An 18517-nucleotide genomic window follows, 5' to 3' on the forward strand; every position below is an offset into this window, starting at 1 on the left:
CAACAGCGGGGGGGGGGGGGGGGGGGGGGGGGCGGGCCGGCGGGGGGGGGGGGGGGTGTGGGTGGGGGGGGGGCGGCAGGCGGGGCGGGGGCGGCGCCGGCGGGGGGGCCGGGGGGGGGGGGGGCTCAGGGGCGGCGGGGGGCCGGGGCGGTCTCTACACAAACCCCCCCCCCCGGGGGGCCGCCGCCCCGCCCCCCCCCCCCCCCCCCGCTGTGCTGCGTCGGAAATAGGATCCGGTCAGAACCTAGATCGCGGCTGCGCCGCGCTCACCGGTCCGGACCCGTACTGCTTCGTAGACATCCACGGTCCACACCTTGCCGTCACCGGCGCGGCCAGTGTTGGAGCTGGCGATGAGGACATCCAGGATGTCGTCTGCCTGCTCATCCGTGGCGAGGACCTCGATGCGGATCTTGGGCAGCAGATCCACGTTGTATTCTGCTCCGCGATACACCTCGGTGTATCCGCGCTGGCGGCCGTAGCCGCTGGCCGCGCTGACCGTCAGGCCCTGGACCCCGTATGCTTCGAGGCCTTCCCGGACCGCTTCAAGCTTCTCGGGACGGACGATCGCTGTGATGAGCTTCATGCCTGGACACTCTCCTTGCCTTCTGCGGCGGCCTTGGCTGCTGCTGTCTCCGACTTTCCAGTCATGGCCTCGTGCAGCGGCTGGAAGCTGCCACCGTGGCCGTTGACTCCGAATTCGTAGGCCGTCTCAGCGTGGAGGCTGAGGTCGACGCCAACGTTCTCCTGCTCCGTGGAGACCCGGAAGCCCATGGTCTTGTGGATGGCGAAGGCGATGATGGCCGTCATGATGGCCGAGAAAGCGATGGCGATGCCGGCTGCTGCGAGCTGGGCCCACATCTGGGTCATGCCGCCGCCGTAGAAGAGGCCGCCGCCCACACCGTCGGTGGGAAGGGCGATGAAGCCCAGTGCCACGGTGCCGATGATGCCTGATACCAGGTGGACGCCTACAACATCCAGGGAGTCATCGAAACCCCAGCGGAACTTGAGGCCGACTGCCAGGGCCGAGGCTACACCGGCAACCACGCCGAGGCCCAGGGCGCCGACAGGGCTGACGTTGGCACAAGCGGGGGTGATGGCCACGAGGCCGGCAACCACACCGGATGCTGCGCCGAGGGAGGTCGGGTGTCCGTCACGGATGCGTTCAGTGATGAGCCAGCCGATCATGGCCGCTGCGGGAGCTGCGAGGGTGTTGATCCAGATCAGGCCGCCCTGTTCGGCGGTGGTTGCTGCACCACCGTTGAAGCCGAACCAGCCGAACCACAGGATTGCTGCGCCGAGCATGACGAACGGGATGTTGTGCGGGCGGTGGTTCGGGTCCTTGCCGAAGCCACGGCGGTTGCCGATGATGAGAACCAGGACGAGTGCCGCCACACCGGCGTTGATGTGCACTACAGTGCCGCCGGCGAAGTCGATGGCCGGGCCGAGGGCCTTGCCGATTGCACCTTCAGGACCGAACAGTCCGCCGCCCCAAACCATGTAGGCCAGCGGGCAGTAGACGAGGGTGACCCAGACCGGAACAAAGATGCTCCAGGCGCCGAACTTGGCGCGGTCGGCGATTGCGCCACTGATCAGCGCAACCGTGATGATGGCGAAGGTGGCCGCGTAGCCAACCTTGATGAGGCCATCAGGAGTATTGATGCCTTCGAGGCCGAAGGTGGCGAACGGGTTGCCCACGATTTCCATGAAGCCTTCGCCGGAGCTCATTGACGCGCCCCACAGCACCCAGACAACGCCGACGATGCCGATGGAGATGAAGCTCATCATCATCATGTTCAGGGCTGCCTTGGCGCGTGTCATGCCGCCGTAGAAGAATGCCAGACCGGGTGTCATGAACAGCACAAGCGCGGCTGCCACCATGACCCATACGTGACCTGCGGTAAGTTCCATGGTGCACGTTCCTCTCTTGCTAGATCTGCGGTTCAACCGCTGTCCTGACGCCGTTTGCGTCCTGCTTAAGAGTTTTGTGCCGCCGTGTTTCACCTGCGCGGGTTTTATATTGCGCGCCGGTTACAACAACCTCCCCAACGTAAATGGTGCATATCTGCGATGTTACGGATATGTTTCAGGCGTCAGACTTCACCGGAAATACCCAGCTTTTGACCAGATGAGCCCCGAACCACCTTGAAGGACCAACCCCGTATGACCCAGTCGCCCAGATCCGTCAAAGCTCCAAGGGTCCGGCAGGAGAAAACACCCTTGCCCCGCGATATCAAGGTGATGTTGGCTGCGGCGTTCCTGATCGCGCTGGGCTTTGGCCTCGTGGCGCCGGTCCTGCCGCAATTCGCCACGACGTTCGACGTCGGCGCTACCGCCGCCGCCGTGATCGTCAGCATCTTCGCCTTCATGAGGCTCGTGTTTGCCCCGGCGGGAGGAGCCCTGATAGGACGGTTCGGCGAGCGGAATGTCTACGTTTCAGGCCTGCTGATCGTAGCGGTGTCTACTGCGGCATGCGCCTTCGCCCAGGACTACTGGCAGCTGCTGATCTTCCGCGGCCTCGGTGGCGCCGGCTCCGTCATGTTTACGGTTGCTGCCATGGGCTTGCTCATCCGGTTGGCTCCCCCGGAGCGGCGCGGGAGGGTCTCCGGTGCCTACGCTTCGGCTTTCCTGATCGGGAGCGTGCTGGGACCGGTCGTAGGCGGTTTGCTGGCAGGCTTCGGCCTCCGTGTGCCTTTCCTTGCCTACGCCGGCGCCCTGCTGGTGGCAGCCTTGGTGGTCCGGACCATGCTGAGCGGCGAGGGCAATGCGGCGGAAGATACTGCGACGGCACCAGCCATGACCTTGAAGGAAGCACTGACTGACTCTGCCTACCGGGCCGCAGTGTTCTCGAGTTTCGGCAACGGCTGGGTAACCTTCGGCGTCCGCATGGCCACGATCCCGCTGTTCGCAGTGGCCGTCCTGCAGTCGAAGCCGGAAACTGCCGCGTGGGCATTGGCCATCTTTGCCATGGGCAACGCCACTGCCCTGACCTTTTCCGGGCGTTTGGCTGATGCCTGGGGACGCAAGCCCCTGCTCATCCCTGGCCTGGTCATCACCGGCCTGGCCACCGGCGTCATTGGCTTGACCACGGATTTGCCGGCATTCCTCATTGCGTCCGCAGTGGCAGGATTCGGCTCAGGTTTGTTGGGTCCGGCGCAGCAGGCCGCCGTCGCCGATGTCATTGGCCGGGGACGCTCCGGGGGCAAAGTGCTGGCGGTCTTCCAGATGGCGGCGGACACCGGGGCCATCATTGGCCCCGTCGTGGCAGGCCTGCTTGCCGACCGCCTGGGCTATGGCTGGGCCTTCGGCATCACAGGCGGCGTACTCCTCCTCACGGCAGCAGGCTGGTCGCTGGCACGCGAACCCCTTAAACCCAAAAACTGACTGGCATTTGTGGTTGCTCCGAGGACTCAGGACAACCACAAATGCCAGCCAGTTTTGTGCGGAGTGCTAGTTGAGCAGCGCGTCCACAAAGGCTTCGGCGTCGAACGGCGCGAGGTCATCCGGGCCTTCGCCCAAGCCGATCAGCTTAACAGGGACACCCAACGACTTCTGGATGGCGACAACGATGCCGCCCTTGGCTGTGCCATCAAGCTTGGTCAGCACGATGCCCGTGATATTGACAACCTCAGCGAACACACGGGCCTGGTTGAGGCCGTTCTGCCCTGTGGTGGCGTCCAGGACCAGCAGGACCTCATCCACTTCAGCCAGTTTCTCGATCACGCGCTTGACCTTGCCGAGCTCGTCCATCAGGCCGGTCTTGTTCTGCAGGCGCCCTGCAGTGTCCACCATGACCACATCGACTTCCTGGTCGATGCCGGCCTTCACGGCTTCGTAGGCAACCGAGGCGGGGTCGGCGCCGTCGATGTCCGACTTCACGGTGGGCACTCCAACGCGTTGTCCCCATGTGGCCAACTGCTCGGCGGCCGCGGCGCGGAAGGTGTCGGCTGCGCCCAACAGCACATCCTTGTCTTCGGCCACCAGGACGCGGGCAAGCTTGCCGACGGTGGTGGTCTTGCCGACGCCGTTGACACCGACAACAAGCACGACGGCGGGCCGGTCGCCCTTGCGTTCGACATTCAAGGAGCGATCCATATCGGGATCCACCAGCTTGATGAGTTCTTCGCGGAGCATGGCCTTGACGTCCTCGGGGCTACGGGTGCCGAGCACCTTGACACGCTCCCGCAAGGCCTCGACCAACTGCATGGTTGGTTCGGTGCCAAGGTCCGCCAGCAAGAGGGTTTCTTCAACCTCGTCCCACACGTTTTCGTCGATCTTGTCGCCGGACAACAAAGCCAGCAGCCCCTTGCCCAGGATGCTGTTGGATTTGACCAGGCGGGCGCGCAGGCGGGTCAGGCGACCCTCCACCGGTGCCGGAGTGTCAATGGCGATGGTTTCGAGCCCTGCAACGTCGTCAGGCACGTCAGTGCCTTCGACGGTTCCGTCAAACGTCGGCGCCGGCGCCTTGACCGAGTCCGGGCGGTCCTCCACCAGGGTTCCGCCGCTTGCTGCCGACGACTGCAGGGGATCGTTCGCATCCCGCGTCCCGGGGTACTTTGCCCCGGACTTCCGGGCCTTCAGCAGCACCGGCACGAGTCCGCCGACCACCACGAGCGCAGCGAGAATGGACAGAATTATGGGTAGGAAATCGTTCACACCCCTACCTTCTCATAAAGCTATGCCCCGGCACCGAGCCTCTGGCTGATGACGGTGGAGACGCCGTCGCCCCTCATCGTCACACCGTAGAGGGCGTCAGCCACTTCCATGGTGCGCTTCTGGTGGGTAATCACGATCAATTGGCTGGACTCCCGCAGTTCCTCGAAAATGGTGATGAGGCGCCCCAGGTTGGTATCGTCCAAGGCCGCTTCCACTTCATCCATGACGTAGAACGGCGAGGGCCGGGCTTTGAAGATCGCCACCAACAGGGCCACTGCCGTCAGGGAACGCTCACCGCCGGAGAGTAACGAAAGCCTCTTGATTTTCTTGCCGGCCGGACGGGCTTCCACTTCGATTCCCGTGGTCAGCATGTCGTCAGGGTCCGTGAGCACCAGCTTGCCCTCGCCGCCGGGGAAGAGACGGGCAAAGACGTGGTCGAACTGGGCCGACGTGTCGGCGAAGGCCTCGGTAAAGACCTGCTGAACCCTCGCGTCCACCTCTTTGATGATGTCCAGCAGGTCCTTGCGGCTGGACTTGAGGTCTTCGAGCTGCGAGCTGAGGAACTGATGCCTTTCTTCCAAGGCGGCAAATTCCTCCAGGGCGAGCGGGTTCACTTTGCCCAGTGCGGCCAGCTCCCGTTCCGCTTTCTTGAGTCTTTTTTCCTGCTCCGCCCGGGCGAACGGAATACCTTCAACGATTTCGTCGCCGTTCTCGTCCACGGGGGCACGGAGTTCGGCCCACTTGTCGGTGGTGGTACCGGCAGGCATTGGCACAGGCAGGTGGGGGCCAAAATCAGCAACGAGTTGCTCCGCGGAAAGGCCAAGTTCCTCGATGGAGCGCGTTTCCAGGGCTTCGATACGCAGACGCTGCTGGGTCCGCGCCATCTCGTCCCGGTGTACGGAGTCCGTCAGTTCGGCAAGCTCCTTGGCCAGGGCATCGTTACCGGACCGGACGTCGGAGAGCTCCTTCTCAAGTTGTTCCCGTGTCTGCTCGGCGAGGTCACGCTCCCAGCCCGCCACCTCCACTGAGACATCGATGAACCGCAGTGCCTGCTCCACCGCAGACGCAACGGCCGAAGCACGCTGCGCCTGTGCCCGGCGCCGCTGTGCCCTTCGGGCCGCCTCTTCTCGGGCGCGGCGTTCTGTGGCCGCAGCCCGCTCGAGCGAGGCTGCCCGGTTGCTGATGGCGCCCAACTGCTCTTCCGCAGTCCTCAGCGCCAGCCTGGCTTCCGTTTCAAGGGAACGGGCAGTCCTGGCTTGCGCGGCGAGTTCGTCACGCTGATCCGTGGACGGTTCCTCGTCCGGCGCTTCCTGGGCGGCGGCGAGCCGTTCCGCGGCGACTTCGAGGTCCAGTTCGGCGGCAGCGATGTTGGCGTCAGCCTTGGCCATTGATGCGGCGAGCCGATCACTTTCACCCACGGCACTGCGAAGAACGGAATTGAGGTGGCCAAGGCGCTCGGCCACTGCGGCGAGCCGGGCATCGGATTCGTGCAGGCGCTCCAAGGCGGCATCGGCCCTGTCCTGTGCCTCGGCGCGGCGGGACTGGGCGCCGGCCAGGGCGAACCGGCCACGCTCCAAGCGGGACGTGACCTCCTGGAGCCTGGCTGCGGCGTCGTCCACTGCTGCCTGGACTTCCAGCAGGGACGGCGCAGTTGCCGAGCCGCCAGTAACAGTCAGGGCCGTAAAGACGTCGCCCTCGCGCGTGACCGCTTTAAGCGCCGGTTGTTCAGAGACGAGCGCTGCCGCAGTGTGAATGTCATCGACGACGACGGTTCCCGCCAGCAGCGCCAAGGCACCTTGGGCTGCGGGGTCGGAGATTTTCACGACGTCGGAGGCCCAGCGGCTGCCGGGGGGAAGCAACGCGTCGGCTGGGGCTTGGTCATCGCCGGCAAAACTGCCGGCCAGGAGCAAGGCCGCACGGCCGGCGTCGTCATCCTTCAAGGACAAGATTGCTGCTGCTGCGCTGTGCGCATCTGCAACCACCAAGGCGTCCGAGGCACTTCCCAGAGCGGCAGCGATGGCGGGCTCGAACCCAGGCTCGATGGCAACCACGGCGGCCAAGGGGCCAAGGATGCCTTCGGCCTCCAAGAGACTTCCGGAACCATCCTTGCGGTTGAGTCCGAGCTGCAGCGCATCGCGTCGTGCAGTCAGGGCATCCCTCTCGCGGACGGCCTCCCGTTCGGTGGCTTTCAATTCTTCGATCTCGGCGAGGACAGCGTCCAGGACCTCATTCGCATTTTCATAGTCGGCGTCGAGGCTTTCCTCGCCGTCCTCAACCCCGGCCACCTGGGATTCAAGGGCAGTGAACTCGCTTTGGGCCTTGCGACGCCGTTCATCACCGGACGCGAGGGATTCCCGGAGCCGGCCGCGCTCAGCCTCGGCAGCTTCCGCCTTGGACCGGGCGGCGGCCACTTGGCCTGCAAGCTTGGCGAGCCCTTCCCTGCGGTCAGCGGCAGCGCGCAGCATGGCCGTCAATCGTTTGTCCTCGGCCGCCGACAGCGACTCAGCGGCATCCTTTGCCACCGTGGCTTCAAGGAGCGCTGCTTGTTTGGCCAGGATGTCGTGTTCCAAGGCCGACTCTTCCTCACGGACACGGGCCGCTTGGCGTTCAAGCTGCTCCGGGTCCCGCCCCGACTCAGCGGTGGCTTCCGAGGACCCCAGGAGCCTGCGGCGTTCAGAAGCGAGGGAACCCAGGGAACGCAGGCGCTCCCGTCCGGCGGAGAGCTGGTACCAATGGTCGCGGGCGGCATTGAGCTTCGGGGTTGCTTCGGCGGCCTGCTGCTCCAGCGCGGCCTGGCGTCGCCGTCCAAGTCCCAGCCCCGCCTCCACCACCTGGCGGCGCTCCTTGAGCGCGGCTTCGTCGGCAACATCCTGTTCAAGGCTGGTTGTCAGCTGGACCAGGTCGTCCGCCAGGAGGCGGGACCTGGCGTCCCGGACATCGAACTGGACTGTTTGGGCGCGGCGGGCGATTTCTGCCTGCTTTCCCAACGGAGTGAGCTGCCGCCGGATTTCCGCAGTGAGGTCACCGAGCCGCGCCAGGTTGGCCTGCATGGCCTCGAGTTTGCGGACGGTTTTTTCCTTGCGGCGGCGATGCTTGAGGATGCCCGCGGCTTCCTCGATGAAGCCGCGGCGGTCTTCAGGAGTGGCGTGCAGGACGCGGTCCAATTGGCCCTGACCCACAATGACGTGCATTTCACGGCCCAGGCCTGAGTCCGACAGGAGTTCCTGGATGTCAAGGAGCCGGCACGGAGCGCCATTGATGGCGTACTCGGATCCGCCTGTCCTGAAGAGCGTCCGGGAGATGGTCACTTCGCTGTACTCGATGGGAAGAGCGTTGTCCGCATTGTCGATGGTCAGGGACACATGCGCGCGGCCAAGGGGTGGCCGGCCCGAGGTGCCCGCGAAGATGACATCTTCCATCTTGCCGCCACGCAGGGTCTTGGCACCCTGCTCCCCCATGACCCAAGCCAGGGCATCCACAACATTGGATTTGCCCGAGCCATTGGGCCCTACGACGGCAGTGACGCCGGGCTCAAAGTCGAACGTCGTGGCCGACGCGAACGACTTGAATCCTCGGACAGTCAAACTTTTCAGGTGCAAGGCGCTTCGGTTCTCCTGGGTGGCCCGGGTGGTTGTACCCCCTAAATCTACTGCCGATTCTGCGAAATCTACGGATCTGTTGCCGGAACGCCTTGTGGTCGGCAGGCCACACCCCTACACTCCTGCCAAGGGCAACTTGGCCTGTTCGTTCCGGTGATCCGGTGACGGCATGAACTTCAGTTCAGCCGCTGCCGGATCCGGTCCCGATCTTCGGAACGACCATCCAAGTGCAAAAACCCTGAGTTCCATAACTGAAGATCTTGGTTTGACCCTGGCTGGGGAGCGGCAAGCAGGGACCGTGCCTGAAATCGCGGACCCGTATTCGCATTTTCGGCGCGCCACCCCCCAGGAGTTCTGATGCCCGGTACTTCAGCCAACCGACCCCAGCGAGTCCTCAAGGGTTTCTTAGTGCCCATGGTGATCGCGATGGTGGCGGCCCTCTTGCCCCTCACTGCACCAGCGGCGGTGGCTGCGGGTCCCTGTGACCCCGTGGTGAACCTTGTGGCCTGCGAGAACTCCAAGACCGGAAGTCCGCCCTCCGAGTGGGATATCAACGGTGCCGGTGATGACAGCATCCAGGGCTTTTCCACCGAGATCAGCGTCAACGCAGGCCAACCCATACGTTTCAAGGTGGATACGAACGCTCCCAGCTACACCATAGGGATCTACCGGACGGGCTGGTATGCGGGCAACGGAGCACGCAAGATCGCCGATGTGACGCCGTCGGTCCTGCGCCAGAGCCAACCGGCCTGCCGCAGCGACCTCACCACGGAACTCTATGACTGTGGCACCTGGGCAGTATCTGCGACGTGGCAGGTCCCGGCCACGGCTGTGTCCGGCGTCTATATTGCGCTCCTCACCCGCCCTGACACCGGGGCAAAAAGCCACATCACGTTCATCGTCCGAAACGACGGCAACCGCTCCGCAGTGGTCTTCCAGACGTCGGACCAGACCTGGCAGGCCTACAACACCTACGGAGGCTCGGACTTCTACCAAGGCGCGGCCAACGGCCGGTCCTACAAGGTCAGCTACAACCGGCCGATGGCAACCAGGGACGGTCCCGGCGGCAGGGACTTCTACTTCTCCAACGAATACCCCATGGTGCGCTTCCTGGAACAGAACGGCTATGACGTCAGCTATATCAGCGGCCTTGATACGGACCGCAATGGCGCCGAGCTGCTGAACCACAAGGTCTTCCTGTCCGTTGGTCACGACGAATACTGGTCGGGCCCACAACGGGCCAATGTCACAGCCGCGAGGGACGCCGGTGTGAACCTTCAGTTCCTATCGGGCAACGAAATGTACTGGCGCACCAGGTTTGAGCCCTCGACGGTTGACGGTGCAGCCAACCGCACTCTTACCTGCTACAAGGAAACCTGGGGTAATGCCAAGATCGATCCCAGCGCACAGTGGACGGGCACGTGGCGTGACCCGCGCTTCGCTTCCCAGGCCAACGGCGGAGGCCTGCCCGAAAATGCTGTGACCGGGACGATCTATATGTCCAATCACTCTGACCTGCCGGTCACGGTGAAAGCGGACGAAGGCAAGACCCGGCTCTGGCGGAACACCACCCTGGCGTCTCTGCCTGCAGGTTCCTCGGCCGCCCTCGCGCCGCACACCGTCGGTTATGAATCCAATGAGGACCTGGACAACGGGTTCCGGCCGGCGGGACTCATCCGGCTGTCCACCACTGTGGGCAGCGTTCCCGAGTACCTTCAGGACTTCGGTAATACCGTCGCCCCGGGAAGCACCACGCACAACGTGACCCTCTACCGCGCAGCCAGTGGCGCGTTGGTCTTCTCTGCCGGCAGCGTCCAGTGGACCTGGGGCTTGGACCAGGAGCACGACGGCGACGGCGCGGCTGCCGATGTCCGCATGAGGCAGGCGCAGGTCAACATCCTCGCGGACATGGGCGCGCAGCCGGCCACAAGGGCTGCCGGACTGGTTGCCGCCGTGGCGAGCACTGACACCACCAAACCAACAGTGGCCATCTCGGCTCCCGCCACCGGAGCCACCGTGGCACACGGCAGCAGCGTTACCGTGACGGGAACAGCCGCCGACGTGGGCGGTGTGGTGGCCGGCGTCGAAGTCTCTACCGACGGCGGTGCAAGCTGGCACCCTGCCCAAGGAAAGCAGAGCTGGACCTACACGTACATCCAGAAGGGCATGACCACGGCCACCATCCAGGCACGGGCCATCGATGACAGTGCCAACATCGGCGCGGCCGTGACCAGGAGTATCACCCTGAGCGGCCCTTACAGCGTCTTCGGCCAGACGGTACCGGTGGTCAAGGATTCCGGTGACGGCGGTGCCTACGAAATGGGCCTGCGTTTCACCCCTTCAGTGGACGGCTTCATCACCGGCGTCCGTTTCTACAAGAGCACGGCCAACACCGGAACCCACACGGGCTCCCTGTGGAGCTCCACCGGCGAGCGCCTGGCGACGGCCACGTTCACCAATGAAACGGCCTCCGGCTGGCAAACTGCCCTGTTCAGCCAAGCCGTGCCTGTTGCGGCCGGCCAGAAATATACGGTGTCCTATTGGGCACCCAATGGCCACTACGCCACCAAGGACCACCAATGGGCGAGCTTCGGTTCCACGGACGCCCCGTTGAAGGTGGCCGGTGGTTTCGGCGCTGAACCGGCAGGCGTGTACAGCACGTCCCAGGGCTTCCCCACCACCAGTTACAACGGTGGCAACTACTTCGCGGATGCGCTCTTCAGCACTGTTGACAGCTCCCCCATGACGGTATCGGGCCACACGCCCATCCCGTCGTCGTCGAGCGTGTCCGTGAATACCAAGGTAAGCGCCGTATTCTCCAAGCCCGTCATGGCGGCCAGCGTCCAGCTGACGTTGCAGTCGCCGTCGGGTCCAGTGGCAGGAACTACGGCGTACGACGCCGCGACGCGGCGGGCGACCTTCACGCCGTCGAGCGCGTTGGCGTTCAACACCCAATTCACGGCTACGTTGTCCGGCACCGATTCGATCGGCGGTCCAGTGACTGCCGGTGGAACCTGGTCCTTTACGACAGCGGCAACGCTGCCGGTTCCCGGTGCGTGCCCTTGCAGCCTCTTCGATGACTCCGTCACGCCGGGGATCGCCGAGCTGCGTGAAGGCGTGCCGGTGACCTTGGGCGTACGGTTCTCGAGCGTTTCTGCCGGCGAGGTGCTGGGTGTTCGTTTCTACAAGTCCGCAGGAAACACCGGCACCCACAATGGCGCCCTGTACACGGCCGCAGGGCAGCAACTGGCAACAGTGGCGTTCACCAACGAGAGTGCGTCCGGGTGGCAGACTGCCATGTTCAGCCAGCCGGTCCAGATGGCTGCGAACACCGACTACATCGTGTCCTACAAGTCCCTGACCGGAACGTATTCGGCAACTGCCAACGGATTCGGTTCCGGGCTGAGCGTCGGACCGCTCCGGGCAGCGTCTGACGCCGGCGCCTACACGTACAGCGGCGACTTTGCGTCGTCGCGGTCCACAGCCAGTTACCTGGTGGACGTAGTGGTGACGGTGCCCAACACGCCGTTCACCGTTGGTTCGCATTCACCGCTGCCCAGTGCCTCCAGCGTTCCGCTGAACACTGTAGTCAGCGCAGTGCTGTCCGAGGCTGCAGTAGCGTCCAGCGTCAGCATGGCAGTGAAAGTGACCAGCGGCGCCGCAGTCGCCGGTACATCGGCCTACGACTCCGCAACCCGTAAGGTCACGTTTACGCCGACGGCTCCGTTGGCGGCAGGGACCTCGTACACGGCGACGGTGACAGCTACGTCTGTCTCCGGTCAGCCGATGTCCGCTGGTGGTACGTGGACCTTCACCACGGTTCCTGCACCGCGCACGCCGGGCGTCTGCCCGTGCACGCTGTACCAGGACACTGTGACACCCACAACGCCCGACGCCGACGACGGCGTTCCGTTGTCCCTCGGTGTCAGGTTCGCCAGCGACACTGCGGGCCAGATCACCGGCGTGCGTTTCTACAAGGCGGCCGGCAACACGGGAACACACACCGGATCGCTCTACACGGCCACGGGACAACTCCTGGCAACTGTCACGTTCACCAACGAGTCAAGTACGGGCTGGCAGACCGCAACGTTCAGCCAGCCGGTGACCATCGAGGCCGACACTGAGTACGTGGCCGCGTACAAGGCTCCCACCGGCAAGTACTCCTACACGGCCGGCGGATTTGGTGCAGGATTGACCAGTGGACCACTGCGCACGGCCGCTGACTCGGGCGCTTTTGGCTACAACAGTGACTTCCCGGGTTCATCGTCCACCGCCAGTTACCTGGTGGATGTGGTGTTCGCTACGCCAACGCAGGCGCTGACAGTGTCCGAACAGGTACCGGCCCCGGGCGCCACAGGCATTCCGACAGACGTGAAGCCTTCCATCACCTTCTCGTCCGCCATTAATCCAGGAGCATCGTTCACCCTGACCGCGAACGGCAATCCGGTAGCCGGTTCAGCTGCCCTTTCTGCGGACAGCAGGACCGTTACCTTCACACCGACCGCGGCATTGCCCAACAGCACCGTGATATCCGCCAGCGTGGCCAACGTCGTCTCCCAACAAGGGCAGGCTTTCCCCACCACCAACTGGCAATTCACCACCGCCGCCCCCACCGTCCAGGTGTCCACGATCTTCGGCTCGCTGACGCCCCAAACGGTCTCGGCGCCGGACATCCTATCGGTCGAGCTGGGGACAGCCTTCACCGTTTCCCAGGCGGGGAACGTGACAGGCATACGTTTCTACAAGGGGGCTGGCAACACCGGAACCCACGTGGGATCGCTCTGGAACTCGGCTGGCACCCGCCTGGCTCAGGTGACGTTCACCAACGAGACGGCCACGGGCTGGCAAACAGCTACGTTGGCTGCGCCGGTGGCGCTCGTGACAGGCCAAACCTATGTGGTCTCGTACAGGGCACCCAACGGCCGGTACTCCTACACCTCGGCGTTCTTCAACCAGACCTACACCAGTGGTGTGTTCACGGCCAGTGGCCCGAACAACGGCCGGTACCGGTACGGCTCCGGCGGAGTCATGCCGGCCAGCTCCTGGAACGCGACCAACTACTTCGTGGATGTGGTGTACTCCACCACCGCTCCCCAACAGTTGGTTGCACCGTCACCATCGCCCACAGCTACTCCGACGGCCACGGCTACTCCCACACCGTCACCCACGGCGACGTCCACTGCCTCACCGAGTCCTTCACCGAGCCCCTCGCCAAGTCCAACGCAGTCCGGCGGGTTGCTCTGCGGGTTGCTCGGGCTCTGCTGAGGCTACCGGACGGCCAGCAACTGCTTTCAACCGGACAACTGCCTTCAGCGGACTACGCTGGGTGACCACGCATGGGCAATGAACATAGCCGGTTGGTCACCCGGAGTGGTGCCCAGCTGCCAGATGTTGCTGTCCCCTTCCACGGCCTCGTCTGCCAAACCGTAAAGGAGGTTCTGGTTGTCCAGCCATTCAATCTGGTCATCCACGCTGCGCTTCTCGGAAAGGACCACTTCCTGTCCCGTAGCGAGGTCAAGCACAGCGACTTTCCAATGGGCAGCCAGTGCCCCGCCGTCGTTCTTCTTGTAAGCGATCCGCTTGCCGTCGGGCGAGATCGATGGGCATTCCACGTTGTCGTGGATGGCAGTCAAGGTCTTGGCGGACAGGCTCCCCCGGACCAGCCAGATTCGACCCGATGATGCAGCGGTGGCATAGAAGACGTCATTTTCGCCCGGCGCGAAGGTCACCCCCCAGATGTTCCTGTCCGTTGCTACCAATCGCTCACCGTTGACCATCAGCGCGAAGTCCTCGAGGTTCCCTGAGCTCCCACCCGGCAGGCTGATCTCGGTGGCCGTGGAAAAGCCGGCCGTCGCATAGGAGTGCCCGGTAACAAAGACCGTCGTGGCGATCATGGAGCCGTCAGGGCTGATCCTTGTCCTGCTCGGAATACCAGGGACGGGCCACGAACGCTGCACCTGCCAGTCGCGGTCCAGGACGGCCGCTTCGAAGGTGGTCACCAGCCCACGGTTTGTCTTGAGGCACACCACGGTTTCGGCTGCCCCATAGACCCTGTCGCACTCTTGTTCACTCACGGCCCGTGTACCCCCGGGAGCGGACAGCGGAACTGTTGCCGCGTTGCCATACCCCTGGCCCGATGCCGTGTTCCGGAAGAGGACGAAGGGAGCATTGGGAAGCGGCTGGCCCGCCGTGACACCCACTGATGAAGCTGCGGTCCGGCTCTCTTCAAAACGCTGGTAAGCCCCAAAGGCGTAGATTCCTGCCCCCACCAGGACAATGACGGTGACAGTGAGGAGAATGCCCCATCGCATCTTTCCTCCGGCCAGCGCTCCGCTCATGCGCGGCCGCCCGTGTCCGCGCCAACTTGGGGCCGGGCACTTCTCAAGATAAAGACGACAGCCACCACTGCACAAGCCAACAAGCCCCCTGCCACCACCATGGCCGTCGGTGCCCCCACGGCATACCAGAGCACTCCAAAGCCTGCAGAAGCAGTCATCCTGCTCAGGGCCACCACCGTTTGTGCCGACGCAATGCCGGTGGCAAGTCTGCCCGCAGGCGTGAGTTGGCTGGCCAAGGCAGCCAGTACGCCATCGGTCGCGGCGTAGAACGCTCCCAGCAGGACCAAGCAGCCCAAGGTTCCCCACAACCCTCCAAAGGGTGCGGCGGCGAGGAGATATGTAGCGAGCAACGCGATGTGTCCGCCGACGAAAACCGGCACCTTGCCGACCCGGTCAGCCAGCCTCCCCAACGGAATCGCGAGAGCCAGGAAGACCACATTGGTGCCTACAAACAACAACGGAAACCACTGGACAGCGAACGAGTCCCTGGCTTGGAGCACCAGGTAGATGAAGCCGTCGCCGACGGTCACCAAGCCCAAAAGGCCGGCAGAGATCAGAAGTTTGCCGAGCCCGGGTTCCTTCAAATGACTCCACGAAAAGGCGAAGAGCCGCCTGCCCTCCCGCCCGTCCGCGCTTTTCAGGCCATGGGCCCGGATATCCGGTACAACCAAGGCCAGGACAGCAACCCCGATCACTGCGAACGCCAGGGACACCACAAAAACGGTGCTGAAACCATTGGGAATCATCAAGAGGACAAAGAATGCGATGAGCGGCCCCGCTGCGGCCCCAATGTTGTCCAGCATTCTGTGGACGCCGAAGGACCTGGCCAAGTGTTCGGGCTGGGCGGACACCGAGATCAGCGCGTCCCTGGGGGCCGTGCGAATGCCTTTGCCAATCCGGTCGCCGGTCACAATGGCCGCGATTGCCCAGAACCCTCCAGCGAAAAGGAATCCAACCCTGGCAAGCATCGACAAGCCATAGCCGGCCAAAGCTATCCGTTTTGGATGGCCGCTGCGATCGGCTGCCCAACCGGCCGCGATCCTGACGATCGCACTGGCGCCCTGGTTGATGCCGTCAATAAAGCCAAAGGCGATGGTTGACAGTCCGAGGAACCCCGTCACATACAAGGGAAGTACTGCCGTGACGGATTCAGAGGAAACATCGGTCACCATGCTCACGATGCCCAACCACAAGATGACCGGAGACAAACGGAACGGCACCTCTGCTTTCAGTGCCGTTCCGTTGCCCTGTGATTTGTCCCGTTTACCGCCGCTGCGATCTGAGAGCGAAATGTACATGGGTTCCCCTACTCCGCCGTTGTGTGCAGGCTGCCCAACAGCTGGAAGCGTGAGCTCCCTGTCCCAGTCGTCGACACAGAAACAGTCACCGTGTCTGTGCCTCTGACGAACCGTGCGGCCACGGCACCGTCCGCCGCCGGGGCTTCCTCAGACCAGAAGCCGTGGGAGACCAGCGATTGGCGGAAGGAATCCAGGACCTCGGCCCGCGGCTTGGCAATGATGCCGTCCGCTGTCAGTTGGAGGATGTTGCCCGATGTTGAAACAGACGTGGACCCGATGGTGGTCCCGGATGGCAGCGAAAGGACACCGTCCGGCCAACCGTCCACCAGTTCACCGTCCGCGCTGCCAGGTGCCGGGAGTGCCCCGGTAATAAGGGGCTCCGGTGTGGTCGGTTCAGGCAATCCAGTAGGAGTAGCGATCACTGGCGGCAGGACCTCGAGTGGCTTTGAGGTGGGTGCGCTGGCATTACCATCGGCGCCGCCGGACCCAGTGCCGCCGGCCCCGCTGCCGCTGCCCTCGGTTCCGCCGTTCGCAACCCCCGACGGCGTACTACCGGGGGTGGGCGTGGCGGCACCGGTGGAACCCGTGCCGGGGCTTGAACTGGACGATGACGGCCCTTGCGCGGAGGTGGATCCTGGCTTTGCCATTTGGTCCAGCACAATGGCCACGGCGGCAATGAGCACAGCCAGGCAGAGACCAGCTATGACCAGCCGCCGCGCCATCATGGCGTACCTGGACTGCGAAGAGGTCGACCGGTCCGGGATTCAAAAACGGCTGCAGGTAGAACTGACGCCACCCACTTTGTGGTGGCGTTGATCCTTGCGATGGCGATTCGAAGCGCCAAGCTGTTCATGGGGACAGTCTGCCATTGTGATCCCGATTCCGGAACAGTTTTGGCGCTACCAACGTCCGTTCCGTGGCCGGGGTTGGCACACCGGGCATGTATAGGAGGAACGGTTCATGAACTGTTCCCTTTTCATGATGCTGTGCAGGCCGATTGCCTCGCAGCGGCCGCACAATTCGCCCGCACGCCCATAGGCATTGAGCGACCGGGCGAAGTACCCGGAATCGCCGTTGACATTCACATAGAGGGAATCGAAACTTGTCCCGCCTGCAGCCAACGCAGCGTTCATCACGTCCCTCACCGCCTCTACGAGCCGCTCTGCATCGGCACGGCGCATGGTGTCCGTGGCCCTGGCGTAGTGGAGGCGGGCGCGCCACAAGGCTTCATCCGCATATATGTTGCCAATGCCCGAAATGACGGACTGGTCCAGCAGCGCCCTCTTGATGCCAGTCTTGCGGTTCCTGATCTTTCGATGGAACGCGTCGAACGAAAAGAACGGGTCAAGCGGATCCCGGGCAATGTGGGATGCTTCCTCCGCGATCTCAGGCAAGGGCGTTTCGCCCAAGCCGCCGGGGCCGCCGTCGGACGTCGGTACCAGGGACGTCACGAACAGGCCGCCAAAAATCCTTTGGTCCACGAACCGCAGCTGCTCCGGCATGTCATCCAACGGGCTGAGAGTGAGCCTGACCTTGAGATGCTTTTCGTCCGGCACGGCCGGGTCCTGCATCAGCAACTGGCCGCTCATTCCCAGATGCGCCATCAGCGCCACTTTGGGGAGCTCTGCGGCTTTGGCTTCGTGTGGAGTGTTCATGGCAAGGGGCATCCAAAGGAACTTTCCCCGGCGAACGACGTCCAGCACAGTGGCGTGCTCAAGGTTTCCGATGAAGTCTTCCGTGCCCAGGGCATGCCGCCTGATGGAACGCGGATCGAGGACCTCGACGCCGGTAATGGAACGTCCACGGACCCAACGGGCCAGGCCGCGACGCACTACCTCTACTTCGGGAAGCTCAGGCATGGGCGTTCAGGCAGACGCAGGGCCGGCTGGCGTCGGGTCCAAGGCGGTCAAGGCGCGCCAGGCATCAGCGGCTGCTTCCTGTTCCGCTTCCTTTTTGGAATGGCCTGAACCGCGGCCGTAAGGAGTGCCGCCGATGTTCAGTACTGCCTCAAAAGTGCGGGCATGGTCCGGCCCCGAACCTTCCACTGCGTAGTGGATGGCACCAAGTTGCCGGCTGGCAGTCAATTCCTGGATGCTCGTCTTCCAGTCGGTCCCGGCACCAAGGGCCCCGGCGTCCTTGAGGAGCGGACCCACCAAGCGCATGACCAACTGGCGTGCGGTTTCCATGTCATTTGACAGGTATGTGGCGCCAATCAAGGCTTCCATGGTGTCAGCCAGGATGGAGGCTTTGTTCTTACCGTCGGTCAGCTTCTCGCCTTGCCCGAGGTAAATGAACTCACCAACACCGATATCGCGGCCGATTCCGGCCAGCGCACGCGTGCTGACGACGGCGGAGCGCCGTTTGGCGAGCTCACCTTCGGGCAGCGTGGGGTTCTCACGGTAGAGAGAATCGGTGACGGAGAAGCCCAGGATGGAGTCGCCGAGGAACTCGAGGCGCTCGTTGGTGGGAATCCCGCCGTTCTCATACGCGTATGAGCGATGTGTCAGAGCAAGACGAAGCGTCTCGGGGGGGGGATGGATCACCCCACCCCCGCCGAAGAAGAGATGTGGTTGGCAAACAGGTTATGCAGAATGAGGACTGAATAGGGGTGGGGCGAGGCGGCGGCGGT

At 63.8% G+C, this 18517-nt stretch carries 11 protein-coding genes; 2 read left to right on the top strand and 9 right to left on the bottom strand.

All coding sequences use genetic code 11. The features are described 5' to 3' along the window. Positions 1–244: 244 nt before the first annotated feature. Both LN996_RS20515 and LN996_RS20520 read right to left on the bottom strand, forming a co-directional pair. Complete coding sequence (locus LN996_RS20515) at positions 245–583, bottom strand: P-II family nitrogen regulator (RefSeq protein ID WP_017199639.1); 339 nt, start codon at positions 581–583, stop codon at positions 245–247. Further along, on the bottom strand, positions 580–1908 hold the full coding sequence (locus LN996_RS20520; RefSeq protein ID WP_231342643.1) for an ammonium transporter: 1329 nt from the start codon (positions 1906–1908) through the stop codon (positions 580–582). Before LN996_RS20520 ends, LN996_RS20515 begins: the two co-directional genes overlap by 4 nt. A gap of 252 nt (positions 1909–2160) precedes the next feature. On the opposite strand from LN996_RS20520, the gene LN996_RS20525 reads away from it, so the two are divergent. Further along, entirely contained in the window at positions 2161–3381 is a 1221-nt protein-coding gene (locus LN996_RS20525) for an MFS transporter (RefSeq protein ID WP_231342650.1), read from the top strand. A 66-nt stretch (positions 3382–3447) separates the two neighbouring features. Here the strand turns inward: LN996_RS20525 and ftsY are convergent, their stop codons facing one another. Then, on the bottom strand, positions 3448–4653 hold the full coding sequence (ftsY, locus tag LN996_RS20530; RefSeq protein WP_159702305.1) for a signal recognition particle-docking protein FtsY: 1206 nt from the start codon (positions 4651–4653) through the stop codon (positions 3448–3450). Between the two features lie 20 nt (positions 4654–4673). Further along, entirely contained in the window at positions 4674–8252 is a 3579-nt protein-coding gene (smc, locus tag LN996_RS20535; RefSeq protein WP_231342654.1) for a chromosome segregation protein SMC, read from the bottom strand. A 357-nt stretch (positions 8253–8609) separates the two neighbouring features. On the opposite strand from smc, the gene LN996_RS20540 reads away from it, so the two are divergent. After that, on the top strand, positions 8610–13517 hold the full coding sequence (locus LN996_RS20540) for a DUF4082 domain-containing protein (RefSeq protein WP_231342656.1): 4908 nt from the start codon (positions 8610–8612) through the stop codon (positions 13515–13517). 44 nt (positions 13518–13561) lie between these two features. Here the strand turns inward: LN996_RS20540 and LN996_RS20545 are convergent, their stop codons facing one another. The 5 genes from LN996_RS20545 to rnc form a co-directional block, all read right to left on the bottom strand. Further along, positions 13562–14590, bottom strand: a complete 1029-nt coding sequence (locus LN996_RS20545; RefSeq protein WP_231342658.1) for a hypothetical protein — start codon at positions 14588–14590, stop codon at positions 13562–13564. Next, positions 14587–15810, bottom strand: coding sequence for an MFS transporter (locus tag LN996_RS20550; protein ID WP_231342672.1), 1224 nt, complete (start codon positions 15808–15810; stop codon positions 14587–14589). Before LN996_RS20550 ends, LN996_RS20545 begins: the two co-directional genes overlap by 4 nt. Positions 15811–15896: 86 nt before the next feature. Further along, a complete protein-coding gene (locus tag LN996_RS20555) occupies positions 15897–16613 on the bottom strand; it encodes a hypothetical protein (protein ID WP_231342661.1) in 717 nt (238 codons plus the stop codon). 174 nt (positions 16614–16787) lie between these two features. Beyond that, the gene (gene mutM, locus LN996_RS20560; protein ID WP_231342666.1) at positions 16788–17747 is read right to left on the bottom strand and encodes a bifunctional DNA-formamidopyrimidine glycosylase/DNA-(apurinic or apyrimidinic site) lyase; all 960 of its coding nucleotides are present in this window, start codon (positions 17745–17747) and stop codon (positions 16788–16790) included. Positions 17748–17753: 6 nt separating this feature from the next. Then, a complete protein-coding gene (gene rnc / locus LN996_RS20565) occupies positions 17754–18431 on the bottom strand; it encodes a ribonuclease III (RefSeq protein WP_231342670.1) in 678 nt (225 codons plus the stop codon). Between the last annotated feature and the right edge of the window lie 86 nt (positions 18432–18517).

It is taken from the genome of Arthrobacter sp. AK01 (assembly GCF_021109375.1).
Taxonomy (GTDB): Bacteria; Actinomycetota; Actinomycetes; order Actinomycetales; family Micrococcaceae; genus Arthrobacter.